The sequence below is a fragment of the Sellimonas intestinalis genome, from assembly GCF_001280875.1.
In the GTDB taxonomy this organism is placed as follows: domain Bacteria; phylum Bacillota; class Clostridia; order Lachnospirales; family Lachnospiraceae; genus Sellimonas; species Sellimonas intestinalis.
In genome coordinates this window covers 46,908-71,726 of sequence record NZ_LGAJ01000007.1, presented here as the reverse complement: position 1 = coordinate 71,726, position 24,819 = coordinate 46,908, and the positions used below count along the sequence as shown (strand labels likewise).

15 protein-coding genes and 1 riboswitch are annotated in these 24,819 nt (G+C 47.9%); of the genes, 4 read left to right on the top strand and 11 right to left on the bottom strand.

All coding sequences use genetic code 11. The features are described from left to right. Position 1 precedes the first annotated feature (1 nt). The 5 genes from gcvH to AOA56_RS07690 all read right to left on the bottom strand — a co-directional run bounded on the left by gcvH (position 2) and on the right by AOA56_RS07690 (position 4,659). Positions 2 to 382, bottom strand: coding sequence for a glycine cleavage system protein GcvH (gene gcvH / locus AOA56_RS07710; protein ID WP_053769328.1), 381 nt, complete (start codon positions 380 to 382; stop codon positions 2 to 4). A 21-nt stretch (positions 383 to 403) separates the two neighbouring features. Beyond that, positions 404 to 1,492, bottom strand: a complete 1,089-nt coding sequence (gcvT, locus tag AOA56_RS07705) for a glycine cleavage system aminomethyltransferase GcvT (protein WP_053769327.1) — start codon at positions 1,490 to 1,492, stop codon at positions 404 to 406. Between the two features lie 14 nt (positions 1,493 to 1,506). Continuing rightward, a complete protein-coding gene (locus AOA56_RS07700; RefSeq protein WP_053769520.1) occupies positions 1,507 to 2,748 on the bottom strand; it encodes a serine hydroxymethyltransferase in 1,242 nt (413 codons plus the stop codon). Positions 2,749 to 2,967: 219 nt separating this feature from the next. Beyond that, a riboswitch (glycine riboswitch) is annotated at positions 2,968 to 3,072 on the bottom strand. 231 nt (positions 3,073 to 3,303) lie between these two features. Next, a complete protein-coding gene (locus tag AOA56_RS07695) occupies positions 3,304 to 4,212 on the bottom strand; it encodes an AEC family transporter (RefSeq protein ID WP_053769326.1) in 909 nt (302 codons plus the stop codon). Between the two features lie 111 nt (positions 4,213 to 4,323). Then, positions 4,324 to 4,659, bottom strand: a complete 336-nt coding sequence (locus AOA56_RS07690; protein ID WP_024733739.1) for a winged helix-turn-helix transcriptional regulator — start codon at positions 4,657 to 4,659, stop codon at positions 4,324 to 4,326. A gap of 121 nt (positions 4,660 to 4,780) precedes the next feature. Between AOA56_RS07690 and AOA56_RS07685 the strand changes: the two genes are divergently transcribed. Further along, on the top strand, positions 4,781 to 5,347 hold the full coding sequence (locus AOA56_RS07685) for a flavin reductase family protein (protein WP_053769325.1): 567 nt from the start codon (positions 4,781 to 4,783) through the stop codon (positions 5,345 to 5,347). Between the two features lie 147 nt (positions 5,348 to 5,494). On the opposite strand, the gene AOA56_RS07680 is transcribed toward AOA56_RS07685, so the two are convergent. Together AOA56_RS07680 and AOA56_RS07675 are read right to left on the bottom strand one after the other, a co-directional pair. Further along, positions 5,495 to 6,064 carry an HD domain-containing protein gene (locus AOA56_RS07680; RefSeq protein WP_034594948.1) on the bottom strand — a complete coding sequence of 190 codons (570 nt, stop codon included), beginning with the start codon at positions 6,062 to 6,064 and terminating at the stop codon, positions 5,495 to 5,497. Between the two features lie 94 nt (positions 6,065 to 6,158). Beyond that, a complete protein-coding gene (locus AOA56_RS07675; protein WP_205694928.1) occupies positions 6,159 to 7,517 on the bottom strand; it encodes a C1 family peptidase in 1,359 nt (452 codons plus the stop codon). Between the two features lie 293 nt (positions 7,518 to 7,810). On the opposite strand from AOA56_RS07675, the gene allB reads away from it, so the two are divergent. Together allB and AOA56_RS07665 are read left to right on the top strand one after the other, a co-directional pair. Continuing rightward, entirely contained in the window at positions 7,811 to 9,214 is a 1,404-nt protein-coding gene (allB, locus tag AOA56_RS07670) for an allantoinase AllB (protein WP_053769324.1), read from the top strand. Between the two features lie 24 nt (positions 9,215 to 9,238). Beyond that, entirely contained in the window at positions 9,239 to 10,609 is a 1,371-nt protein-coding gene (locus tag AOA56_RS07665) for an NCS1 family transporter (protein ID WP_053769323.1), read from the top strand. Between the two features lie 92 nt (positions 10,610 to 10,701). Here AOA56_RS07665 and rpoC read toward each other — a convergent pair whose 3' ends face one another. Further along, the gene (rpoC, locus tag AOA56_RS07660) at positions 10,702 to 14,490 is read right to left on the bottom strand and encodes a DNA-directed RNA polymerase subunit beta' (protein WP_053769322.1); all 3,789 of its coding nucleotides are present in this window, start codon (positions 14,488 to 14,490) and stop codon (positions 10,702 to 10,704) included. Positions 14,491 to 14,504: 14 nt separating this feature from the next. Then, the gene (gene rpoB, locus AOA56_RS07655) at positions 14,505 to 18,374 is read right to left on the bottom strand and encodes a DNA-directed RNA polymerase subunit beta (protein WP_053769321.1); all 3,870 of its coding nucleotides are present in this window, start codon (positions 18,372 to 18,374) and stop codon (positions 14,505 to 14,507) included. A 259-nt stretch (positions 18,375 to 18,633) separates the two neighbouring features. Between rpoB and AOA56_RS07650 the strand changes: the two genes are divergently transcribed. Continuing rightward, a complete protein-coding gene (locus tag AOA56_RS07650; protein WP_024733747.1) occupies positions 18,634 to 19,575 on the top strand; it encodes an L-lactate dehydrogenase in 942 nt (313 codons plus the stop codon). Positions 19,576 to 19,688: 113 nt separating this feature from the next. Here the strand turns inward: AOA56_RS07650 and AOA56_RS07645 are convergent, their stop codons facing one another. Together AOA56_RS07645 and lacZ are read right to left on the bottom strand one after the other, a co-directional pair. Then, complete coding sequence (locus AOA56_RS07645; protein ID WP_024733748.1) at positions 19,689 to 21,722, bottom strand: beta-galactosidase; 2,034 nt, start codon at positions 21,720 to 21,722, stop codon at positions 19,689 to 19,691. A gap of 21 nt (positions 21,723 to 21,743) precedes the next feature. After that, positions 21,744 to 24,791 (bottom strand): beta-galactosidase, LacZ type, encoded by a 3,048-nt coding sequence (lacZ, locus tag AOA56_RS07640; protein WP_053769320.1) that lies wholly within the window; start codon positions 24,789 to 24,791, stop codon positions 21,744 to 21,746. Positions 24,792 to 24,819: the final 28 nt, after the last annotated feature.

The window sequence follows — 24,819 nt, the reverse complement described above, 5'->3', positions numbered from 1 at the left end:
GTTATTCTTTTTCGCTCTCTACAAATGCTTTGTATTCATCTCCTGATAACAGCTCTTCTTTTTCGGTGACGTCTTTGACTTTGATAAACCATGCGTCATACGGAGCTTCGTTGATGTACTCTGGTTCGTCAAGGAGCCGCTCGTTGATCTCGCACACAACGCCGCTCACCGGGGAATAAACGTCAGATACCGCTTTGACAGACTCCACATCACCGAATGATTCGCCCACACTCACTTCATCTCCTTCTTCCGGAAGATTGACAAAAACAAGGTCACCAAGCTCTGACTGTGCATAATCCGTCAGACCGATTGTTACGACTTCTCCCTCTTCTTTTACCCATTCGTGTGATTTGACATAGTTTAATTCTTCTCTGATTTCCATGATTCTTCTCCTTTTCTCTGTTTATTTCGCTCTTTTACAAAATGGAAGTTCTACTACTTCCGCCTCAACATTTCGTCCACGCACATTGACTTCTACTTTGTCCCCAGGTGCTACTTTACCGGCCTGCACAAGCGCCATGGCGATCGGGTATCCCAGGTATGGGCAATGTGTCCCGGAGGTCGTCGTTCCAATCTCTTCTCCCGCACAGATTACGGTCTGCTCTTCCCGGATAATGCCTCTTCCGGTCACTTTAAGGCCGATGCGCTCCCGCTTGGGCTCTCCTGCCTCTTCCAATGCCTTTTTTCCGATGAAGTCCTTTTTTGCCAGTTTCACCGCAAAGGTAAGTCCCGCCTCCACAGGGCTGATTTCCTCGTTCATCTCGTGTCCGTACAATGGCATCGCCGCTTCCATCCGGAGGGTATCTCTCGCTCCCAGCCCGCATGGAATGAGGCCTTCTTCCTTTCCAGCTTCCAGAAGGGCGTTCCACATCTGCGCCGCATATTCGGACGCCAGATACAGTTCCACACCGTCCTCTCCGGTGTACCCGGTTTTGGATACAATGCAAGGGATGCCTGCCACCTCGGCGTCAAATACCGCATGATAGTATTTCTGCGGAATCCATTCTTCCTTTGTCAGTTTTCTTAAAATGTCAAGCGCTTTTGGTCCCTGGAGCGCAAGCTGTGCATACTGTTCGGAGACGTCGGTAAACGTCACATTGCCAAACTGATGATCCAGCATCCACTGATAATCTTTCTCTTTGTTTGCTGCATTGACGACAATCAGATATTCTTCCTCTGATTTGCGGTAAACGATCAGATCGTCCACCGTGCCGCCGTGTTCATTGCACATCGGGCTGTACTTTGCCTGCCCGTCCTTGATCTTTGTATAATCATTTGTCAGAAGCATCTGTAAGTTTGCTTTGGCATCCGGTCCGGTGCAGAGTACTTCTCCCATATGGGAAACGTCAAAGAGTCCGGCCTGGGTACGTACCGCCATATGTTCTTTGATGACTCCCGCCGGGTACTGAACCGGAAGCAGGTAGCCCGCAAACGGCACGATCTTGCCGCCCGCCTTTACATGTTCCTCATAAAGTGGTGTTTTTAATTCCATCCCCTCACTCCTTTCTACTCGTATAACGGATATCTTCCACAGATTTCGTTTACTGTGCCACGGATCTCATCCGCCTTTGTATCAAAGTCCGTCACAGCCATCTTAATTAGTCTGGCAATCGTTCTCATCTCTTCTTCTTTGAGTCCTCTCGTTGTGACTGCTGGAGTACCGATACGGATTCCGCTTGTCACGAACGGGCTTGCCGGATCGTTCGGCACCGCATTTTTGTTGACTGTGATATACACTTCGTCAAGCCGTCTTTGAAGCTCTTTTCCCGTGATTCCCATGTTCTGGAGATCTACCAGCATCAGATGATTGTCCGTTCCGCCGCTGACAAGCTGGAATCCCTCTTCCATGAGCGCATCCGCAAGTGTCTTTGCGTTCTTTAGGATCTGCTCCTGATAAGTCTTAAATTCCGGTCGTAACGCTTCCCCGAAGCAGACAGCCTTGGCTGCGATCACGTGCTCCAGCGGACCGCCCTGGGTGCCTGGGAATACCGCTTTGTTGATTGCCTTTGCGTGTTCTTCCTTGCACAGAATCATGCCGCCTCTTGGTCCCCGCAGCGTCTTGTGGGTCGTCGTTGTCACCACATCCGCGTATGGCACCGGGCTCTGGTGAAGTCCTGCCGCTACCAGTCCCGCAATGTGCGCCATGTCTACGAAGAGAATCGCTCCGACTTCCTTTGCGATCTCCGCAAACAAATCAAACCGGATCGCCCTCGGATAAGCTGACGCGCCTGCCACGATCATCCTCGGCTGACATTCTTTGGCAATGCGGCGGATTTCGTCGTAATTCAAAAATCCCTTGTCATTGATGCTGTACGGTACGAAGTGGTAGAGAATCCCGGACATATTGACTTGTGATCCGTGTGTCAGGTGTCCTCCATGATCCAGGTTAAGTCCCATTACTGTGTCCCCCGGCTTCAAAAACGCCTGGTACACTGCCATGTTCGCGCTCGCTCCGGAATGAGGCTGTACACATACATGCTCGCTTCCAAAGAGCTTTTTAGCCCTTTCAATGGCCAGATTTTCAATCACGTCCACGTATTCACATCCGCCGTAATACCGTTTCCCCGGATATCCTTCTGCATACTTGTTCGTCGGCACCGTCCCCATCGCCATCATTACAACCGGAGTTACGATATTTTCCGACGCAATCAGCTCCAGATTCCGTCTCTGCCTTCCCAGCTCCTGTTCCAGTGCCGCTCCGACCTCAGGGTCATACTTTTTGATGTAAGTTGTTACATCGTCTACCATACTCATTCGTAATTCCTCCTCAATCAATATGCTGGCAACAGTTCAGCCACGCAAGTGGCGATAAAAGCCGCATAGCGGCTCGTCCTGGCTGTTATGTCTGAACGGTTATGGCTGAACTGTTACTTGTCCATGTCTTTTTTGCCACAGCGGATTCCGGCCGAAAATCCGGCGCATCAAAAAAGACAGATCAAGAGCCTTCCCTCTTTACGAGAAGTTCTCAAATCTGCCTCTGTCCTTTTACCTGAAAGATTATCTGACACGTTGCTGTGCTGCCGGTCAGATTACTTCTTCGGTACAATCATATTGTTCTCCAGAGTGTTGTCCGAACCTGTTCCTTTTGCCTGAGAGTTTCTTGCATGCCCCTTCGGCTCCGGCTATCATTTCCGTGCTGCACATCGCACCATAGTGGTATCTCACAGATTCTTCATTCAACTTTAAATTTATTATAAAATTCACACCTTCTTTCGTCAAGCGTTAAAAAATAAACTTATCGGTTAATAATTTATCAGTTATTTTATAGACAATTTCTTTCTCTTTATCAGTTTTTTCTATCTCCTATCCGAGCAGCAAACACCAGAGCGGCAGGGTCACAAGAGACGAAAGTGTACTTAAAAAAATCATACCGGTTGCGTACCGCTCGTCCCCATGGTACTTAGAGGAAAGAAGCGCTGTCGTCACCGGAGCCGGCATCCCGGCCATAATCACCGTGATCCCCCTCAGTACCGGATCCAGTGTCATTGGCGCCGTCACCCCAAATACAACTGCCGGAATAAAGATCAGCCGCACTGCCGTATACCATACCATCGTCCGGTCGACAAGCCCTCTCGGATCCATCTCCGCCAGCATCATTCCGATGAGCATCATGCTGACCGGCGTGTTAGCGCTGCTTAAGCCCTCCACCCCATTCAGGAAAAAATCTGGCCATGCCACTGGGAGCACCATCACAATCAGTCCCAGATAGATCGCGACAATACATGGGTGAGTGATCACCTTTTTCAGCACGTTCTTTTTCTGTCCCGGAAGGAAGCAGGAGACGCCCACCGACCACATCACCACCCGCACTGGAAGCATGAAAACCGCTGCGTACAAAAGCCCGGACGTTCCGTAAATGCTCTCGATCACCGGATTGCCAAGGAATCCCCCGTTAGAAACGATGGTTCCGTAACGGAGCGGCTTTTTCTTCTCCTCGTCCGTCTTTTTGTAAAGCAGAAAGGCAGACGCCACCGAGATTACATTGTAGAGTACAGACAACAGTATCGTAATCACCACCGGTCCCCACACATCGTGATGGGGCTGTACTAAAAAGGCATGAAAAATATTAAAAGGCAGCAACACATAAAGACACAGATCCACCATATTGAGCCGACCTGTCGTCCCTACAATTCTTCTCTTTCTCACAATAAAGCCAATGATCACAAAGAAGAACATTATCCCCTGCATCGTCAGCATCTTTTCAAAAACCATTTGCCGTTCCCCCCGTTATGCTGCTTCATCTATTTTAGCACGAAACAGCACTCTTACTCATTCTCTGTCAGCTTTCCGGCCCGCAAAATCATCCAATTTGAATTCCCGTACTCACTCTTCTCGGTTATTTTCTCCCCAAACACATAGCTGATCTAATACTTTCATCAAGGACCTGCCTCTGTCACTCAAACGATATTCGACTTTTGGAGGTATTTGAGGATACTCTTTTCTAATGATAAGATGATTTGCTTCCAGTTCTTTTAAATTATTGCTAAGAGTTTTATCCGTTATCTTTTTTAAATAGCGTTTCAATTCGTTGAAACGTACAACCTCAAATTCCATCAGACAATAAAGAATAATCATCTTGTGCTTCCCTGAAATCAGCGATAGCGTGTAATAAAATCCCGTCTCTTCAAAATTTGAATTTTCAATGTATTTTTTTATCATGTATACTTTCCTTAATAATAGTACCTGTCTTTTTTGACAGTACTTGTCTTTTCTTTGTTACTTGCTATAATTATATGCAAGATTAGGACTTAAGTCAATTTCAGACAAGGAGGCAGACAGCATGAGAAAAAAATTAAAATTAACGGAAGGTATTTTTCCAATGCCTGTTTTAATGGTAACCACTTATAACGAAGATGGCAGCGTCAATGTTATGAATGCCGCATGGGGAACCATGCAGTCCAGAAATACCGTGGCTCTTCAATTAACAGAATCCCATAAAACGGTTAAAAACATCCGGGCCAGAGGCTCTTTTACAGTTAGTATCGCGGACGCCGATCATGTAGTTGAGGCAGACTATTTTGGTGTTGTATCCGGCAACAAAGTCGTACATAAATTTGAAAAAAGCGGGCTGACTACAAGTAAAGCCGAGATGGTGGACGCACCTGTCATCAACGAATTTCCTATCTGCTTAGAGTGCGAATTTATTGAATACCAGAAAAACGAATATGGATGCGGTGTGATTGGAAAAGTTGTCAATATTACCGCTGATGAGCGCATTATGGTTAGCGATAAGCCTGATATGACTTTGGTAAACGCTATCGCTTTTGATCCTTATACTCATGGATACTATAAAGTAACCGAACGAGTTGGCGAAGCATTTAAAGATGGCTTAAAATTAGATCAATAAAACCGGGTGGGGCTGATGCTACAGTAGATCTGTAATCTGCCAGAGCAGCCGCTCCACTTTTTTGTCCAAAACAGAAAACGGACTCTTCTGAGTCCGCAATCCATGATATAAAGAATGATGATTGATACGGAAAGCAAAACCCTCCTTCTACAGCCCGATCTGGTCCGCAATTTCCCGCATTGCTTCCAGCGCGATATCAATAAACTCGTCAAAATCCATTCCCGTAAACTCAATCGCTTCCATGTAATCCCGGTTAGCGCCTGCCGCAAAACGGTGCTCTCGAAATCGTTTCTGCACGGATTTGTGCTTGACGCTTGCGATCTTTTTGTCTGGATAGATCTGGGCGATTGCTTTTAAAAATCCGCTCATCGGATCACAGGCCAGAATTGCGTACTGCAGCTTTGTCTTTGCCTTCACTCCGCTCTCCGGATTGTGGGCGCAAATGGCGTCAAACAGAACCGGATCCTCAACGCCTTCTTTTTTCAGGATCTCGACCGATGTCGGTCCGTGTGTCTCCGGATGCTCCTTCCAAGGGCAGTGCTCCTCGTCCAAATCATGGAGAAGCCCTACAATCCCCCAGTATTCCACCTCGTCCGGAGCCAGCTTTGCGGCGACTCCACGCATGATCGCTTCCACCGCATAGGAATGTTCCAGATAGCGCTCCCCTTCCATATATTTGTGTAAAATCTCATGTGCCCTCTCACGTGTCATCACCATGATTCTCTCCTCCTGCTTTTTTATTTTTAAACTTTACAGCGCCGGATCAGTTTTCCGGCGCCATAAAAATTTTTATTGATTTCGTTCTGCTGTTTTACCTTGCAAGTGTTCCCATCGGATCCCATGGATTGAGATGGATCGGCTCCGCATTTGCCTCGGCAATCTGAGCCTCTGTCAAATATTTTTTATGAATCACAGCCTGATATACAAAACGATCGAACCACTCGGCTCCCATCAGATAGTAGCCTTTCTCACCATGCTCGTCGCTCCAACTGTTCTGGATCTTCCATTTCAGGGCTTTGCCCTTCTCGTCCAGATCCACACCGGTAATCACCATGGCATGATTCATGGCACTCTCCCGGTAGTCCAGGCTTTCTCCTTTTTCCATATCAAAATGGATGCCGTATGTACCCTCAAAGTCATAGCAGTCTGTGCTCCAAAGTCCCATATCACGCTCCCCGTATTTTCCAACATCGCTTCCAAACCACACGATCTCACCATCAGAAAGCTGGCGGATAATCAGTTCTTTTAATGTGTCCATTGGAATGTTGTAGTAACGTACCGGCGCACCCTCAGCTACATTTCCAAGGTAATCCACCGTATAGCTCTTCCCAAACGGCTTGTCTTTCGTCGGGGAATTGATAATGCTGACATAATCCTCACGGAGATTCAGTCCCACATATTCCTGATAGAATGTCCGCGGTGTTAATCCACGTATTACATGGTATTTCTTATCTTTATCCACATATTCAAAATCGAAACTCTTCGGCGGTTTTCCAAAACACATGCAGAGGAATCCATAGATCTCGGACATCATTTCTTTTTTCTGCGCCTGTGGGTTGCCTCCCTCTCTGATAGTCTGGCGAAGCGCGGCCGCACATTGACGGAGCTTGGAATTCAACAGCCCATTCATATCTCTCGTATTACTGCTCTGGTATGTCTCCTCCATGGCGCTCTTTGGAACAACTCCGTATTTTTCCACCAGATTGACAAACATATCCCACTGTCCGCCGTCACCTACACCCTCGGAAAGAACGTGACAGACAATCCTGTCATCCACCGGACGATCCGCTAAATTGATGATACTCTCCAGCATATAATTGGCTTTCTCAAACTTGTCCCAGAATGCGGTATAGTTCTGGGACAGCTCAAATTTCTCAAGATTGCATTTCTTTGCCGTCACTTCCCGAAGCACGTTGAGCGCAGAGAAGATCCAGCAGCGTCCGCTTGCTTTCTGATTTGTAACTGGCATGGTCGGGATGTCTATGGAAAAAGCATATTGGGATTTCGCAAGGCCCTCATGGCAAAATGCCGCATCCTTTACCGAATGTTTATAAAGTACATTCGTAATCGCGCGGCAGAGCGCACTGTCCATATACTTTGCCTCAAATCCTGCAAGGTCATCCGCCGTCAACCCTTGAAACTGATTCATTACTTCATCATCCTTTCTCATTTGTTCTGTCTCGTATTTTTGTCTTTGTTTTTAAGTATAACACAAAAATAAGCGGACGCAATGCCTATCCGGCAACAGTTTATATTTTTCATTTTCACCAATTTTAGTAAAACCATAAAAACTTTTTTATACATAATAGATAAAATTCCCTTTTATTTTCCCGATTTTCCTCCATTGTTTTTTTTATGTTTTTGGAATAATATATTGTTTATATAATTATTTTGAAACATTGTATTTGTTTGAATTTGCATCTGTTTCAAAAAATATTCAGAAAATTTATAGGAGGAAAATGTATGTACGATTTGTTGGTAAGAAACGGAAAACTTGTAACACCGGATCGGATCTACGAGGCAGATATTGCTATTCAGGACGGCAAGTACGCGGCCTTTCTTGCAAAAGGCACCGAGGCTGAAGCAAAAGAAGTGATCGACGCCAAAGGAAATTATGTCTTCCCCGGAATTATCGACTGTCACGCACACCTGAACGAACCTGGATTTGAGTACCGCGAGGATTTTGAGACTGGTTCCCGTGCCGCTGTTGTTGCCGGCTGTACATGTCTGATCGATATGCCGCTGAACAACGATCCGTCCATGATGAACAAGGAAATCTTTGACTTGAAGCTAAGCAAAGTCAGCCATCATTCCCTCGTAGACTACGCATTGTGGGGCGGACTTGTAGGAGATTACGACAACAAGCCAGATTCCGTCAAAAACAACATAAACGATCTGGTGGATCTTTACAACTGTGGCGTTGCCGCTTTCAAAGGATTCACCTGTCCGAACGGGGACCTCTTCCCTACCGTCAACCTCGGAAATGTGCGGAAAGCTCTCGAGATTCTGAAGCCGTACAACGCACTTTGTGGTTTCCACTGCGAGGAATATGGACAGGTATTGGAACGGGAAAAAGAAGCCAAGTCCAAAGAGAACCGCACAAACGAAGAGAAAATTCGTGATTTTCTGGATTCTCACGATGTCTGGACAGAATATGTAGCGACAAAGAATGTGATTGATATGGCAAGGGCCACCGGCGGACGTGTCCACATTTGCCATGTCAGCCACCCGATGGTTGCCCAGGTTGTAAAGGACGCCATCCACGAAGGTCTTCCGATCACTGCTGAGACCTGCCCGCATTATCTTGGTTTTACAGAGGATTTTGTATTTGAGAAAGGCGCTCCCGCAAAATGCACACCCCCGATGCGAAACAAAGAGGCAATGGAAAAGCTCTGGGACTATGTACTGGATGGCACACTTTCCTGTATCGGAAGCGATCATTCTCCGGCGGCCGATGAGGAGAAAGATAATGCCACCAAAGATATCTGGCACGCTTGGGGTGGCCTGAACTCCATTCAGTTCTTCCTTCCAATGATGTTCGATATGGTCGTACATAAAAAAGGATTCAGCCCAAGCCTGATTGCCAAAGTCATGGACTACAATCCTGCAAAAGTCTTCGGGCTTTATGGACGCAAAGGAGCGTTTGAGCTTGGATTTGACGGCGATGTTGTCATTGTCGATCCGGACAAATCATGGAAATGTGACCAGAGCAAGCTGCTCACCAAGGGCCACGTATCCTGTTTCGATGGTCTGGAAGGAAAGGGCGCTCCTGTATGCACGGTGATCCGCGGAAAAGTTGTGGCAGACGGCCAGACTTACATTCCGGACGCAATAGGGTACGGCGAATACATCACCCCTGTTAATTAGCAACCATAAGGAAGGAAAAACAATATGAGCGAAGCAAAAAAAAATAATGAAGTAAAGCAGGAAAGTGCCTCCTTAAATCCGATTCCTGCGGAGAAACGGATTATGAGCTGGGGCTCCAATACAATGCTCTGGCTTGGCGGCTGTATCTCTATTGGTACGCTGGCACAGGGTTCTGCACAGCTTGAAGCTGGGCTGAACCTGACACAGTTGTTTCTGGCTGTTGCCATTGGTTCCCTGATCCTGGTCGTCGGCATTGCGCTGAACGATCAATTCAGCTACAAGACCGGCGCTCCGTACGCTGTACAGCTTCGAAGCGCGTTCGGTACGAAGGGAAATGTTGTTCCAAGTCTGATCCGTGGACTTCCTGCTATCGTATGGTATGGGTACCAGACCTGGCTTGGCGGCGCGGCCATCAACAATATCACCATCGCCCTCTTTGGATTTGACAATATCTGGCTGTGGTTCTTCGTGTTCCAGATCATCCAGATTCTCCTTTCCATTAAAGGATTCCAGGGCGCAAAATGGATCGGTAATATTGGCGGCGTTGTCATCTCCATCGCCATGTTATATCTTCTCTATCTGTGCGTCACCCAGTACGGTACTGTTGTCAGCGAGAATCTGATGCAGAAATCCGGCACCTGGGGTATGCCGTTTGTAGCGGCAATCATCGCCTTCTTCGGAAACAGTACGACGGTTATGCTCAATGCCGGTGACTACTCTCGTGAGATGAAGTCAGGAATGTCCGTTATGAAACGAGGTGCCTCTTACTTCCTGGCAATGGTTCCTGCAACGATCCTTCTTGGTGTCATTGGAGCCATGGCTTCTACAGCAACAGGAGTGGCAAACCCGATCAACGCATTTGCGCAGATGGTAGATAATAAGGTCGTTATGATCGTCACTCTATCCTTCATCATCTTTGCACAGCTTACCACAAACCTGGCCAGCAACGTCATCCCGCCGGCCTATGCATTTATGGACGCTTTCAAGATGAAGCACCGGACAGCAGTCATCCTCATTGGTATTCTGGCTGTCTGCACCTGCCCGTGGATTCTGACAAACGACAGTTCCGCCGCAGGCCTTGCCATGTTCAGTAAGATTTACACCGCATTCTTCGGACCGATCTTTGCGGTACTGATTACAGACTTTTTCATTCTGCACAAAAGGAAATACAGTGACGCCGCTCTGGCGGATCTATACGATCCAAAGGGCAATCATGCTGGCGTCAACTGGGCCGCAATCATCGCCATTGCTGTCGGCGCTTTGATTGGTCTGATTAATGTTGACGTGTCTTTCTTTACCGCAACCATACCTACCGGACTCGTATTCTACTTCTGCATGAAGTACATGAAGTCCTGTGAACGGTTCCGCAAAGGGACGACACTGGAACGGAAATAAATCTATTTATACATAGAAAATGGCTTACAATCTGTAAGCCATTTTCTTAACATTATAATCTCCAACTCAACTTGCGGATCTTATTTCGGATTTTATTCCGCCGATTCGACGTTTTCCATATCTTCGTCGTCCGACTCGCCGGACATGTCATCCAGATCTTCCTCTGTTTCCTCAGAGATTTCTTCTGTCAGTTCCATCTCTGTATCTGCTGCTTCTATCTCATCTGCATTCTCGCCCTCAGACTCTACTGCTGCCTCCTGTTCGAATTCCGCCTTTTCTTCCGCTTCATGGCGAAGACGTTCCTCCTCTTCTTTCTTGGCCGCAATCATAGCGTCGGTATTCAGCCGGATGTCACGGTACTTGCTCATGCCCGTACCAACCGGAATCAGCTTTCCGATGATGACGTTTTCTTTCAGGCCAATCAGCGGATCGACTTTCCCTTTGATTGCCGCCTCAGTGAGGACTTTCGTCGTCTCCTGGAAGGATGCGGCGGAGAGGAAGGAATTCGTCGCAAGCGCAGCCTTGGTGATACCAAGCATGATCTGCTCACCTGTCGCCGGCTCTTTTCCGTCAGCCACAAGCTCTTTATTTCTATCCTCAAATTCGAGGGTATCTACCATAGTTCCCGGAAGGAATTCAGAATCTCCATTCTCCTCGATGCGGACTTTCTTCAGCATCTGACGCACAATAACTTCGATATGCTTATCGTTGATATCTACACCCTGGAGACGGTATACTCTCTGTACTTCCTGGATCATATAATCCTGTACTGCACGCAGTCCTTTGATTCTCAGGATATCATGCGGATTAACACTACCTTCCGTCAGCTCGTCTCCGGCCTCCAGCTGCACACCGTCCTGAATCTTGATTCTGGAACCGTACGGAATCAGGTATGCCTTGGATTCTCCTGTCTCATTGTTGGTGACAATAATCTCACGCTTCTTCTTTGTATCGTTGATCGTTGCGGTTCCCGCAAACTCTGTGATGATTGCAAGTCCCTTCGGCTTTCTTGCCTCGAAAAGCTCCTCGACACGAGGAAGACCCTGCGTGATATCGTCACCGGCAACTCCACCCGTATGGAAAGTACGCATCGTAAGCTGTGTACCAGGCTCACCGATAGACTGTGCGGCGATGATTCCGACCGCCTCTCCAACCTGGACTGGTTCACCTGTTGCCATGTTTGCTCCATAACACTTCGCACAGACGCCAAGATGAGATTTACAGGTCAGGATCGTACGGATCTTCACCTTCTTGATTTCGCCGCCGTTTTCATCCACACCTTTTGTGACGATCGCCGCCGCACGCTTCGGTGTAATCATGTGGTTTGCCTTTACAATGACATTTCCTTCACTGTCGCAGATCGTCTCACAGGAGTAGCGTCCTGTGATACGCTCCTGAAGGCTCTCAATCTCTTCGTTTCCATCCGTAAATGCTTTGACATACATACCAGGAATTTCTTCTCCTTTGGCAACACAGTCTACTTCACGGATAGAAAGCTCCTGGGAAACGTCAACAAGACGTCTTGTCAGGTATCCGGAGTCAGCTGTACGAAGAGCCGTATCAGAAAGACCTTTACGTGCTCCATGGGCCGACATGAAGTATTCCAGTACATCCAGACCTTCACGGAAGTTGGACTTGATCGGCAGCTCGATAGTCCGTCCTGTCGTATCTGCCATCAGACCACGCATACCGGCAAGCTGTTTGATCTGCTTGTCAGAACCACGGGCTCCGGAATCCGCCATCATAAAGATATTGTTGTATTTATCCAGACCAGAAAGCAGAGCCTCTGTCAAGGCATCATCTGTTGCTTTCCATGTCTCTACGACTTCTTTGTAACGCTCTTCTTCGGTAATCAGACCACGCTTAAAGTTCCGTGTAATCTTATCCACCGTATCCTGTGCCTGCTGGATCATCTCAGGCTTCTGCGGAGGTACCGTCATATCAGAAATAGATACCGTCATCGCTGCCCGTGTGGAGAACTTGTATCCAATGGCTTTTACATTGTCAAGTACTTCTGCTGTCGCAGAAGCGCCGTGGGTATTGATTACCTTCTCCAGGATCTTCTTTAACTGCTTCTTCCCGACATGGAAATCGACTTCCAAAAGCAGCTCATTACCCTCTGCTTCACGGTCTACAAAACCAAGATCCTGCGGAATAATCTCGTTGAAGAGGAACCGTCCCAGTGTAGACTCTACGATTCCATATTTCACCGTTCCATTCGGTAGTGTCTTGGAGACACGTACCTTGATTCTGGAATGTAAGGTGATCGCCTGGTTTTCGTAAGCAAGAATCGCTTCGTTTACGCTCTTGAATGATTTGCCCTCTCCTTTGGCTCCTGGTCTTTCCTGTGTCAGGTAATAGATACCAAGTACCATATCCTGGGAAGGAACGGCTACCGGACCACCGTCTGACGGTTTCAGCAGGTTGTTCGGTGAAAGGAGAAGGAAGCGGCACTCCGCCTGAGCTTCTACAGAAAGCGGAAGATGAACTGCCATCTGGTCGCCATCGAAATCCGCGTTGAAAGCGGTACATACGAGGGGATGAAGCTTAATCGCTTTTCCTTCTACGAGAATCGGCTCAAAAGCCTGAATTCCCAGACGATGCAGAGTAGGGGCACGGTTTAACATTACCGGATGTTCCTTGATCACGTCTTCCAGAACGTCCCAAACTTCTGTCTGAAGTCTCTCCACCATCTTCTTCGCATTTTTAATATTGTGCGCTGTACCATTCGCAACAAGCTCTTTCATTACAAACGGTTTGAACAGCTCGATTGCCATCTCTTTCGGAAGACCGCACTGATATATCTTCAACTCCGGTCCTACGACGATAACGGATCGCCCGGAGTAATCGACACGTTTTCCGAGCAGATTCTGACGGAATCGTCCGGACTTTCCCTTTAACATATCGGAAAGAGATTTGAGAGCGCGGTTTCCAGGTCCTGTGACCGGACGGCCACGGCGGCCGTTGTCGATCAGGGCGTCTACCGCCTCCTGAAGCATTCTCTTTTCGTTTCTTACAATGATATCCGGGGCACCAAGCTCCAGAAGTCTTCTCAGACGGTTGTTCCGATTGATGATTCTTCTGTATAGGTCGTTTAAGTCGGATGTCGCAAAACGTCCACCGTCAAGCTGAACCATCGGACGCAGATCCGGCGGAATGACCGGGATAACTGTCATAATCATCCACTCCGGCTTGTTTCCGGACTCCCGGAACGCTTCTACCACTTCCAGACGCTTCACGATTCTCGCACGCTTCTGTCCGGTAGCGCCCTCCAGACCTTCTCTTAATTCATGATATTCTTTCTCGAGGTCAATACTTCTTAAAAGCTCCTGAATTGCTTCCGCACCCATACCGACACGGAAAGCACTTCCCCATTTTTCTCTCGCATCCTGATACTCCTGCTCGGAGAGCACCTGCTTATACTGCAGGTCCGTCTCCCCTTTGTCCAGTACAATATAGGAAGCAAAGTACAGTACTTTCTCCAGAGTTCTCGGAGAAAGATCCAGGATCAGTCCCATACGGCTTGGGATACCTTTAAAATACCAGATATGGGATACCGGGGCAGCCAGCGCAATATGTCCCATACGCTCACGGCGTACTGCGGATTTCGTCACTTCAACACCGCAGCGGTCACAGATCACACCTTTATAACGGATCTTCTTATATTTACCACAGTGACATTCCCAGTCCTTGCTCGGCCCGAAAATCCGCTCGCAGAACAGTCCGTCACGCTCCGGCTTTAAGGTTCTGTAGTTGATCGTCTCAGGTTTTGTGACCTCTCCCCTTGACCACTCCAGAATCTTTTCAGGTGATGCCAGCCCGATCTTGATCGCGTCAAAGGTCATCGGCTGATACGTCGCTTCATTATTGTTTCCCGTCATTACGGCACCCCTTTCTATTCTTCGTCTGACATTTCGTCAAAATCAATCGTAAAGTCTTCGTCGTTAAAATCCAGTTCTTCCTCATCCTGTCCTTCTTCGATGTCAACTAATTCTTCTCCCTGGAATTCCTGCTGTGAGAAACCATGCTCGCCGTAGGATTCTCTGTCGCCGGAGTATCTTCTGTCCCCTTCGATGATTGCGTTTAAGTTCGTCTCGCCGTAATCGGAGGTCTCCATAATCTCCACTTCTGTATTGTCCTCTCTGAGTACACGGACATCCAGGCCAAGAGACTGCAGCTCTTTTAAGAGCACCTTAAAGGACTCCGGAATACCAGGCTCCGGAATATTGTCGCCCTTGATGATGGCTTCGTATGTCTTCACACGTCCGATGACGTCGTCGGATTTTACTGTCAGGATCTCCTGCAGTGTATAGGAAGCGCCGTACGCCTCTAAAGCCCATACCTCCATCTCTCCGAAACGCTGTCCGCCGAACTGTGCTTTACCACCGAGAGGCTGCTGCGTTACAAGGGAGTAAGGACCTGTAGAACGTGCATGGATCTTATCGTCAACGAGGTGATGCAACTTCAGATAGTGCATGTGTCCGATCGTTACCGGACTGTCAAAATACTCGCCGGTACGTCCGTCTCTTAAGCGTACTTTACCATCTCTGGAAATCGGCACGCCTTTCCATAGCTTTCTGTGCTCCCTGTTGTCGTAAAGATGCTGCATCACTTCCGGAAGAAGCTCTTCTTTATGCTTTTCTTCAAACTCTTCCCAGGAAAGATTGACATAATCATTCGCCAGGTCAAGTGTATCCATAATATCATTTTCGTTTGCTCCGTCAAATACCGGCGTCGCTACATTAAAGCCAAGAGCTTTTGCCGCAAGGCTTAAATGGATCTCAAGCACCTGTCCGATATTCATACGGGAAGGTACGCCCAGAGGATTCAACACGATATCCAACGGACGGCCATTTGGAAGGAATGGCATATCCTCTACCGGAAGCACACGGGAAACGACACCCTTGTTACCATGACGTCCGGCCATCTTGTCACCAACGGAAATCTTTCTCTTCTGGGCAATGTAGATACGCACTGCCTGGTTCACACCTGGAGAAAGCTCGTCTCCGTTTTCTCTTGTAAATACTTTGGCGTCTACAACAATACCATATTCTCCGTGAGGTACTTTCAGAGAAGTGTCTCTCACTTCACGGGCTTTCTCGCCAAAGATCGCTCTTAAGAGACGCTCCTCGGCCGTCAGTTCGGTCTCTCCTTTCGGAGTTACCTTTCCGACAAGAATATCTCCGGCACGCACTTCGGCACCGATCCGGATGATTCCTCTCTCGTCGAGATCTTTCAGCGCATCATCGCCGACGCCCGGGATATCTCGTGTGATCTCTTCCGGTCCCAGCTTGGTGTCACGTGCTTCTGCCTCGTATTCCTCAATATGAACGGATGTATACACATCGTCCTGAACAAGACGCTCGCTCAAAAGAACAGCATCCTCGTAGTTATATCCTTCCCATGTCATAAATCCGATCAACGGATTCTTTCCAAGCGCCATCTCGCCATTGGATGTTGACGGTCCGTCCGCAATAACGTCACCCTTCTCCACACGGTCGCCCTTGAATACGATCGGTCTCTGGTTGTAGCAGTTGGACTGATTGCTTCGTAAAAACTTCGTAAGCTTGTAAGTTTTCTTCACGCCATCGTCCTGACGAATGATGATCTCTGTGGAAGCCGCTCTCTCTACGACGCCTGCCTCCTCCGCAACAATGCAGACACCGGAGTCTACCGCGGACTTCTCTTCCATGCCTGTTCCGACTACCGGAGCTTCTGTTGTCAGGAGCGGTACTGCCTGACGCTGCATGTTTGATCCCATGAGCGCACGGTTGGCATCGTCATTTTCCAGGAATGGGATAAGTGCTGTCGCAACGGAAAATACCATCTTCGGAGACACATCCATGTAGTCGAACTTGCTTCTCTCGTACTCCTGCGTTTCTTCCCGGTAACGACCGGAAACATTCTTTCTCACAAAATGTCCTTCCGCATCGAGCTGCTCATTCGCCTGAGCCACATGGTAATTATCCTCTTCGTCCGCCGTCATATAGACTACTTCGTCTGTTACGACCGGATTTTCCGGGTTCGTCTTGTCAATCTTCCGGTACGGAGCCTCGACAAATCCGTATTTATTGATTCTGGCATATGTCGCAAGGGAGTTGATCAGACCGATATTCGGACCTTCCGGAGTCTCGATCGGACACATTCTTCCGTAGTGGGAATAATGAACGTCGCGGACCTCAAATCCGGCACGGTCTCTGGAAAGACCTCCCGGTCCGAGTGCGGACAGACGTCTCTTGTGCGTCAGCTCACCGAGCGGATTGTTCTGATCCATGAACTGGGACAACTGGGAGGAACCGAAAAATTCTTTCACCGCAGCCGTCACCGGCTTAATATTGATCAGAGACTGTGGAGAAATTCCCTCCAGATCCTGGGTCGTCATCCTCTCACGGACAACTCTTTCCAAACGCGAGAGTCCGATCCGGTACTGGTTCTGCAACAGCTCTCCAACCGCCCGGATACGTCTGTTTCCAAGATGGTCAATATCGTCGTCATTTCCAAGGCCGTATTCCAGATGCATATTGTAATTGATGGACGCGAAGATGTCCTCCTTTGTAATATGCTTCGGAACCAGCTCGTGAAGATTCTTTCTGATGGCTTCCTTAAGCTCCTCTGCATCACCTGCCGCCTCTTCCATTAGGTCCGCAAGGACAGGGTAGTATACAAGCTCGGAAACGCCTACTTCCTCAGGATCAATGCCGGCTGCTTCTTTCAGATCTACCGCCATATTGGAAAGAACCTTGATATCTCTGTCTTCTCCTTCACGGCTGATCCATACAAACGGCACTGCATTGTTCTGAATCGTGTCAGCGAGTTCCCTTGTCACCTCAGTTCCCGCCTCAGCGAGAATTTCACCTGTCAATGGACTGAACACCTCTCTCGCGAGAATCTGTCCCGTGATTCTATTTTTAAGGAGTAATTTTTTATTAAATTTGTAACGTCCGACTTTCGCCAGATCATATCGTCTCGGATCAAAGAACATACTTGTAATCAGGCTCTCCGCACTGTCTACCGCAAGCGGCTCACCCGGACGAATCTTCTTGTAGAGCTCAAGAAGGCCTTCCTGGTAGTTCTCTGCCGTATCTTTGCCAAAGCTTGCAAGGATTTTCGGCTCCTCGCCAAACATCTCAAGGATTTCCGGGTTTGTGCCGACACCAAGCGCTCTGATCAGCACAGTAATCGGTACCTTTCTTGTTCTATCTACTCTTACATAGAAAACGTCATTAGAGTCTGTCTCATATTCCAGCCATGCGCCACGGTTCGGAATGACTGTACAGGAATAGAGCTCTTTACCAATCTTATCGTGCGCGATTCCGTAGTAGATACCAGGGGAACGCACAAGCTGGCTTACGATAACACGTTCCGCACCATTGATAACAAAGGTGCCTGTCTTTGTCATAATAGGCAGATCGCCCATAAAGATCTCGTGCTCGTTGATCTCATCCGTTTCCTTATTATAAAGCCTTACTCTTACTTTCAAAGGCGCTGCGTAAGTCGCATCCCGCTCTTTGCATTCCTCGATCGTGTACTTCACATCATCTTCGCATAATGTAAAATCAACAAATTCCAGACTCAACTGTCCGCTGTAATCCGTGATCGGTGAAATATCATCGAACACTTCTTTCAGACCCTCATCAAGAAACCACTGATAAGAATCCTTCTGAACTTCAATCAGATTTGGCATCTGCAGAACTTCTTTTTGTCTGGAATAGGTCATCCGGGAACTTCTTCCGCTTTTCATGGGACGAATTCTGTTTTTCTCCATTGACGTTTCACTCCTTGTATTATTATTCTCGTGAAAATCACCAGTTTTCATAGTATATTGTGGGGGTTAAAGTGCTATCTCAGCCCTTTTTACAGCCCACCTCCCCACAATAGTGCATTTTATTGTATCACAAGCCCTTTCCGTGTGTCAAGGATTTTTTTCTTTTTTTGCCCCCTTGTCTTACATTATCCTTTATGCTACTTTGAAACAGAAACTATTATTGTTTTTATCAATGAATATACTCAAGGAGGTCAACCATATGATCAATATCAGAAAAGCCGCCATCATTGGGTGTGGATTTGTGGGAGCGTCCACTGCATTCAGTCTGGTACACAAAGGATTATTTTCAGAACTTGTGCTTATCGATGCCGATCAAAAAAAAGCGGAGGGTGAAGCCATGGATTTAAGCCACGGCAGACCTTTTACTTCTCCAATGCACATTTACGCAGGATCCTATGATGATATCAGCGACTGCGCTCTGATCATCATCACCGCAGGTGCCAATCAAAAACCGGGTGAGACAAGGCTTGATCTTGTCCACAAAAATATCGCCATTTTCAAGACCATTATCCCGGAGATCACAAAACGAGACTTTGAAGGCATCCTGCTGATCGTCGCCAATCCGGTAGACATCCTGACCTATGCGGCCCTGAAGCTTTCCGGCTACCCAAAAGAACGGGTACTTGGAAGCGGTACTGTCCTGGATTCCGCCCGTTTTCGTTACCTCTTAAGCGAACATCTCACCGTAGACAGCCGCAGTGTCCATGCTTATATTATCGGCGAACACGGCGACAGTGAACTTGCCGTCTGGAGCAGTTCCAATGTCTCCGGCATCAGCATCAACGACTTCTGCGAACTTCGGGGACATTACGACCATGAACAAGCCATGAACCGAATCTACCATACGGTCCGTGACAGTGCCTATGAAATCATCGACCGCAAGGGAGCTACCTATTATGGTGTTGCTATGGCTGTCAGCCGGATCGCCGAATCCATCATTCGCAACGAACATTCCGTTCTCCCTGTTTCCAGTCTTCTAAACGGCGAGTATGGTCTACGTGATCTCTGTATCAGCGTACCTACTATCGTATCCGGAAAAGGGGCTGAACAGGTGCTTGAGATCCCCCTTAGTACGGACGAGCTGGAAAAACTCAAAAGCTCTGCTACCGAATTAAAAGAAGTCCTCGGCTCCGTAATCTAACTCATCCATCCCTCACACCAATGAAAAGACCAGGGAAACGCGCTCCTTTTCATCAGAACACGTCTCCCTGGTCATTCTATCTTATTATGTTTACGCTCTCTTTGCAATCAAGCTCAATTACCATCCGTTTTCTGTTTTGTCAGTACAAGGCACTCGAATGGCTTCATCTGCAGAGCATCCTCATACTGTTCCTGAGTTTCCGCATCTGTCCAGATTCCGATATCTTCCACGATGACCGGTTCATTTTTGAAATTCATCACAAATACAATCCTCGTTCCATCATCCGCAATACGTTCTGCCGTTGTCACCCCATATGGAAGCTTTGCCCGAAGGGCATTTTCCACTCCGGCTTTTCGGAACACATCACGGTAAAACACCCTCAAAAACTCCTGATCGGAACCTGCCGCCAGATAAAAGGCAGATCCCTTTCCAAACGGATGACAGGTCACAGCCGGATACCCTGCATAAAAATCTTCCTCGTAAGACGCAAGCACCTCCGTATCCTCTTTCGCATGCGAGATTTCACACAGGAATTTTGCCGGATACGTCTTTCCATCATAGTAAAAGCTGTTCTCAAACTCCTCGGACGGTGCGTCAATTTCTTCTTGTATGACGCCAAGCACGTCCTCCAGCGGATGCTGCTCTGTAAAACAAAGATCCGTCTCATTCACCATCCCGCTAAAACAGGTTGTTACAAACACGCCGCCAGATTCCACAAACGCACGAACACGATCCGCATATCCATCTTTGTACAGATAATTCATCGGGGCCGATACAAGAAGATAATCATCAAGCGGCTCATCCATCCCAATAAGGTCTGCCTCAATCCCCTGCTCCCAGAACGCACGATAATGAGAAAGAATCGTCTTCACATACTTGATATCCAACCGCGGTCCCTGAGTGTCCTCTACCGCCCACCAGTTCTCCCAATCGAAAAGAATAGCGGCCTTTGGCCTGTTGACTGTTCCCTGGATCTTTTCTCCCAATCCTGCAAGCCGTTCTCCCAGCTCAGTCACTTCCCGGAATACTCTCGTATTTGTCCCATTCTTATGGTCAAGCACCGCACCGTGGAATTTTTCATATCCTCCACGTCCCTTTCTCCACTGGAAATACAAAACGGAATCAGAACCATGAGCGATGGCCTGCATCCCGGCCAACATATTCATACCCGGCCTTTTCAGAGGATTGTACTCCCTCCAGCTTACAGCCGAAGGCGTGCTCTCCATCAGGAGAAACGGCTGCCTTTTCAGCGCCCGCATGATATTATGATTGGCCGCCGCTTTCACCGCAGCGGACACTTCATCCTTTCGTTTATGCCAAAACGGATAATTGTCCCAAGAAATGACGTCCACTCCGTGTTTCATCCTGTTGTAATCCAGCCCCTTAAAGAAATACATAAAATTGGTTGTCGCCGGAAGTTCCGAGTATTCTCTGACCGCCTGCACTTCCATCTGATAAAAATCATGGATCTGCTCGGTCGAAAATCTCCGCCAGTCCAGCAGAAGTGCCGTGCTGGTCGTCTCCCCATTCGGCACCGGGCTGTGAATCTGTTTCCAATCCGTATAATTATGGCTCCAAAAATAATTCCACCACGCCTGGTTAAGATTTTGCAGCGTCCCATATTTTTTCTTCAGCCACTTGCGAAACGCAGCCTGACAATACTCACAATGGCAGACTGAGTCCGCAAAATTTCCGCCCAGCTCATTGGAAATATGCCACAAGATCACATTCTTCCTTCTGCCAAACCGCCTGGAAAGTTCTCTGTCTATCGCCTTCGTCTTTTCACGCATGACAGGAGAAGTATAGCAGAAATTGTGACGTTTCCCCGGCAGGTTGCGGCGGCCGTCCGCCTGTACCTGCATTACTTCCGGGTACCTCTGCGTCAACCAGTGCGGCATGGCGGCAGATGGAGTAGCTAAAATGACCTGAATATCTTCCTCCTCCATTCTGGTGATAAGCCGGTCAAGCCAGTCCATCTGATAGACTCCTTCCTCCGGTTCCAGCGCAGCCCAGGCAAAAATGCCCAGGCTTACGCAGTTGACTTTCGATTCTTTCATAAGCCGCACATCCTGTTCCAGTACTTCCGGATGTTCCAGCCACTGATCCGGGTTGTAGTCACCCCCGTAAAGGATTCTCCCACCTAACATCAATCGTCCTCCCTGTCATTCCTATATTCCACGGAAACGGAACGTAAATTCCATCTTTCCCTCTACATTCAGTAAGTATTCCGGATGAGTAAAGGACATCCAACTGTCGTCTCCCGCAATTCCCATCTGCCCGAGCGCCGCACGTACCACCGTGTAATGCACCTGAGGCAATTCGTACACATGTTTCGCGTTTTCCATTTCATGCGGCGTATATGGGAGCGCGGAGAACATCATCGGTCCGCTCTTCTCGTCCATCTCAAACAGCATACCCCTTCCGCTTCTGTCTGTCACAGATGCATAACGGACTTCCTCTTTTGCCCCACATTCCTGCGGCACAATGTACCTTGCCAAATTATCCTGAACAAGATTTTGATATACTCCAAGCTTTGCCCCTTTCTTTCGGTCCGCATAAGTCTCCTCCGGTCCCAAGCCATACCAGGTCACATGGTCATAATCCGCGTCCAGCTTGAACATCAGACCAAATTCCGGCATATCGCCCAGCTCCTTTACCGGATCATAAGAAAGTGTCGTCTGCACAGTTCCATCTCCGTACACTTCATACGCCACCTGACACTGACTGTCCGGGGTCGTCGGCATCAAATATGTGTAGGTCACACGGACCGAATACTCTTTTACCTCCACTTTCGGCTCCAAGACTTTACAGCAGTCAGCGCCTCGGTAATCTTTGTGTCCGGCATACATACTGGCAATCTTCCACTGTGCATAACGTTTTGGCATCTGGTTACCCTGGTCATTGTCCACAGGCGCCCTCCAGAAGTTTGGCTTCGGTATTTCTTTAATCATCTCTTTCCCGGCATACCGGTAGGATGCCAGTCCACCATCCAAAACAGAGAAAATCACTTCAAAACACTCACCTCTGACCCCAATATTATGTTTACTCCGGATCACTTTAACCGGACGCTTACACAGCTTTTTCTCCCCCTGGTTACGGTAGACATACTGTCCAAACGCCACCTCATGTCCGGCTTTTGCCCAGATCTGATCTTCCTTCAGCCGGAAAGAAACGGTAACCGTATACTCTCCCGGCAGAGTTTCCTTCGCAAACGGAAGCGGATAGGTCTTTTCACCAAGCGGCTCTACCTCCGTCTCCATCTTGATCTGTCGAAGCGCTTTTCCATTTCTCTCCACGAGAACAACACAGTCGAATTCGTTCGTGTTCAGAAACAGATTCTTATTGATGATCGTCACCCTGTTTTCGGAAACCTTCGCCGTAATATTCTGATAATTATATTTTACTTCCTGCATCTTCGGGGACGGCTCTCTGTCTCCTCCATAGACGATGCCGTTCGCGCTGAAATTATAGTCGGTCGGCCTCTCGCCAAAATCTCCTCCATACGCCTGGAATTCCTGTCCATACCGGTCTTTCTTATAAATGGTCTGATCGATATAATCCCAGATAAAGCCTCCCTGGTACAATGGATCTGTGTCCGTCAGATCCGTATACTTATGCATTGCTCCGCACGAATTCCCCATGGCATGGGTATATTCACAGCAGATAAACGGCTTGCTCCTGTCTTTTGCAAGAAATTCTTTGATTTTCTCCACCGGAGTATACATCTGACTTTCCATGTCGCTCGTATCATTATATCTGCGGTCGTTAAATACACCTTCATAATGTACCAGCCTGGTCGGATCCTCCTTGCGGAAAAACTGTGACATTTCGTAAATATCTTTTCCACCGTAGGACTCATTTCCGCAGGACCAGATGAGAATCGACGGATGGTTCTTATCTCTTTGGTACATGGAATTCTCCCTGTCCAGGAGAAGCGGCAGCCATTCCGGCCTGTCATTTGGTACAATATAGTCGTCGTCGCCATCTGCGCGAACCGTATCCCAGCTCCCATGTGTTTCCATATTGGTTTCATCAATCAGATAGAGGCCATATTCATCGCAGAGACGATAAAGCAGGGAACCGTTCGGATAATGACTTGTACGGATCGCATTTATATTATTCTGCTTCATCACTGTGAGATCCTTCCGCAGCTCTTCCTCGGATACATGACGTCCCCCGACAGAACTGAAATCGTGGCGGTTCACTCCCTTAAACACAATCCGCTTTCCGTTCAAAGTCATCATGTGGTCTTTCATCTCAAATCTTCTAAATCCGACTTTCTCCGGAATCAGTTCTGTCACAGCCCCGTCTTTTCCGGTTACTGTAATCATCAGATCATAAAGATTCGGCACTTCCGCACTCCAGAGCGCAGGGTGGTCTACCTCCCACACAAATCGGTTTTCTCCGTTCAGCTCTTTTTCCTCATCTACAAATACTTTTCCGTGACGCGAAAGGACAAATCTCGCTTTTCCTTCTCCCCAGGTGCAGGAAACAATCTCCAATTCTGCTTTCTGAAGTGTCTCGTCCGGAATTGCCCTGATCCTGAGGTCACGGATATGTACATTCGGTACAGTGTACAGAAATACGTCCCGGTAAAGTCCGGAAAAACGGTAGAAATCCTGATCCTCACACCAACTTCCGGCTGTCCACTTATATACCTGAACCGCCAGTTTATTTTGCCCCTCTTTCAGATAGCCTGTCAACTCAAAATCAGAAGGTGTAAAACTGTCCTCACTGTACCCTATAAAAACTCCATTCAACCAAACTGCCAGACCACTTTCCGCTCCCTGGAAGGAAACGAAGATCCTCTTCCCTTTCATCCGTTCCGGGACAGAGAAATATTTCACATAGCTTGCCACCGGATTAAAATATTCCGGGATCTCCCCCGGCCGGATATCCTCCCGGCCTTCCCATGGATACTGTGTATTGGCATACTGTGGGACGTCATACCCTTCCATCTGGATATGAGCCGGCACCCGGATATCATCCCAGGATGAACAACAGTATTCCTCTTTCTCAAATCCCCGGATCACCGCGCCATAGTTCCTCGCATAGTGAAATTTCCAAATCCCATTTAAACTTTCGGCAAACAGGCTTTCCCCATCCAACATATCGGTTTCGGACGCATAGTATGCATGGTCAGAATAAGCCTCCATTCTACCGTCACAGAAATATTCCGGATTTTTTACATTTGCGTAATCAAATTGTCTGTTCATATTTACCTCTCTTTTTCTATGATATATG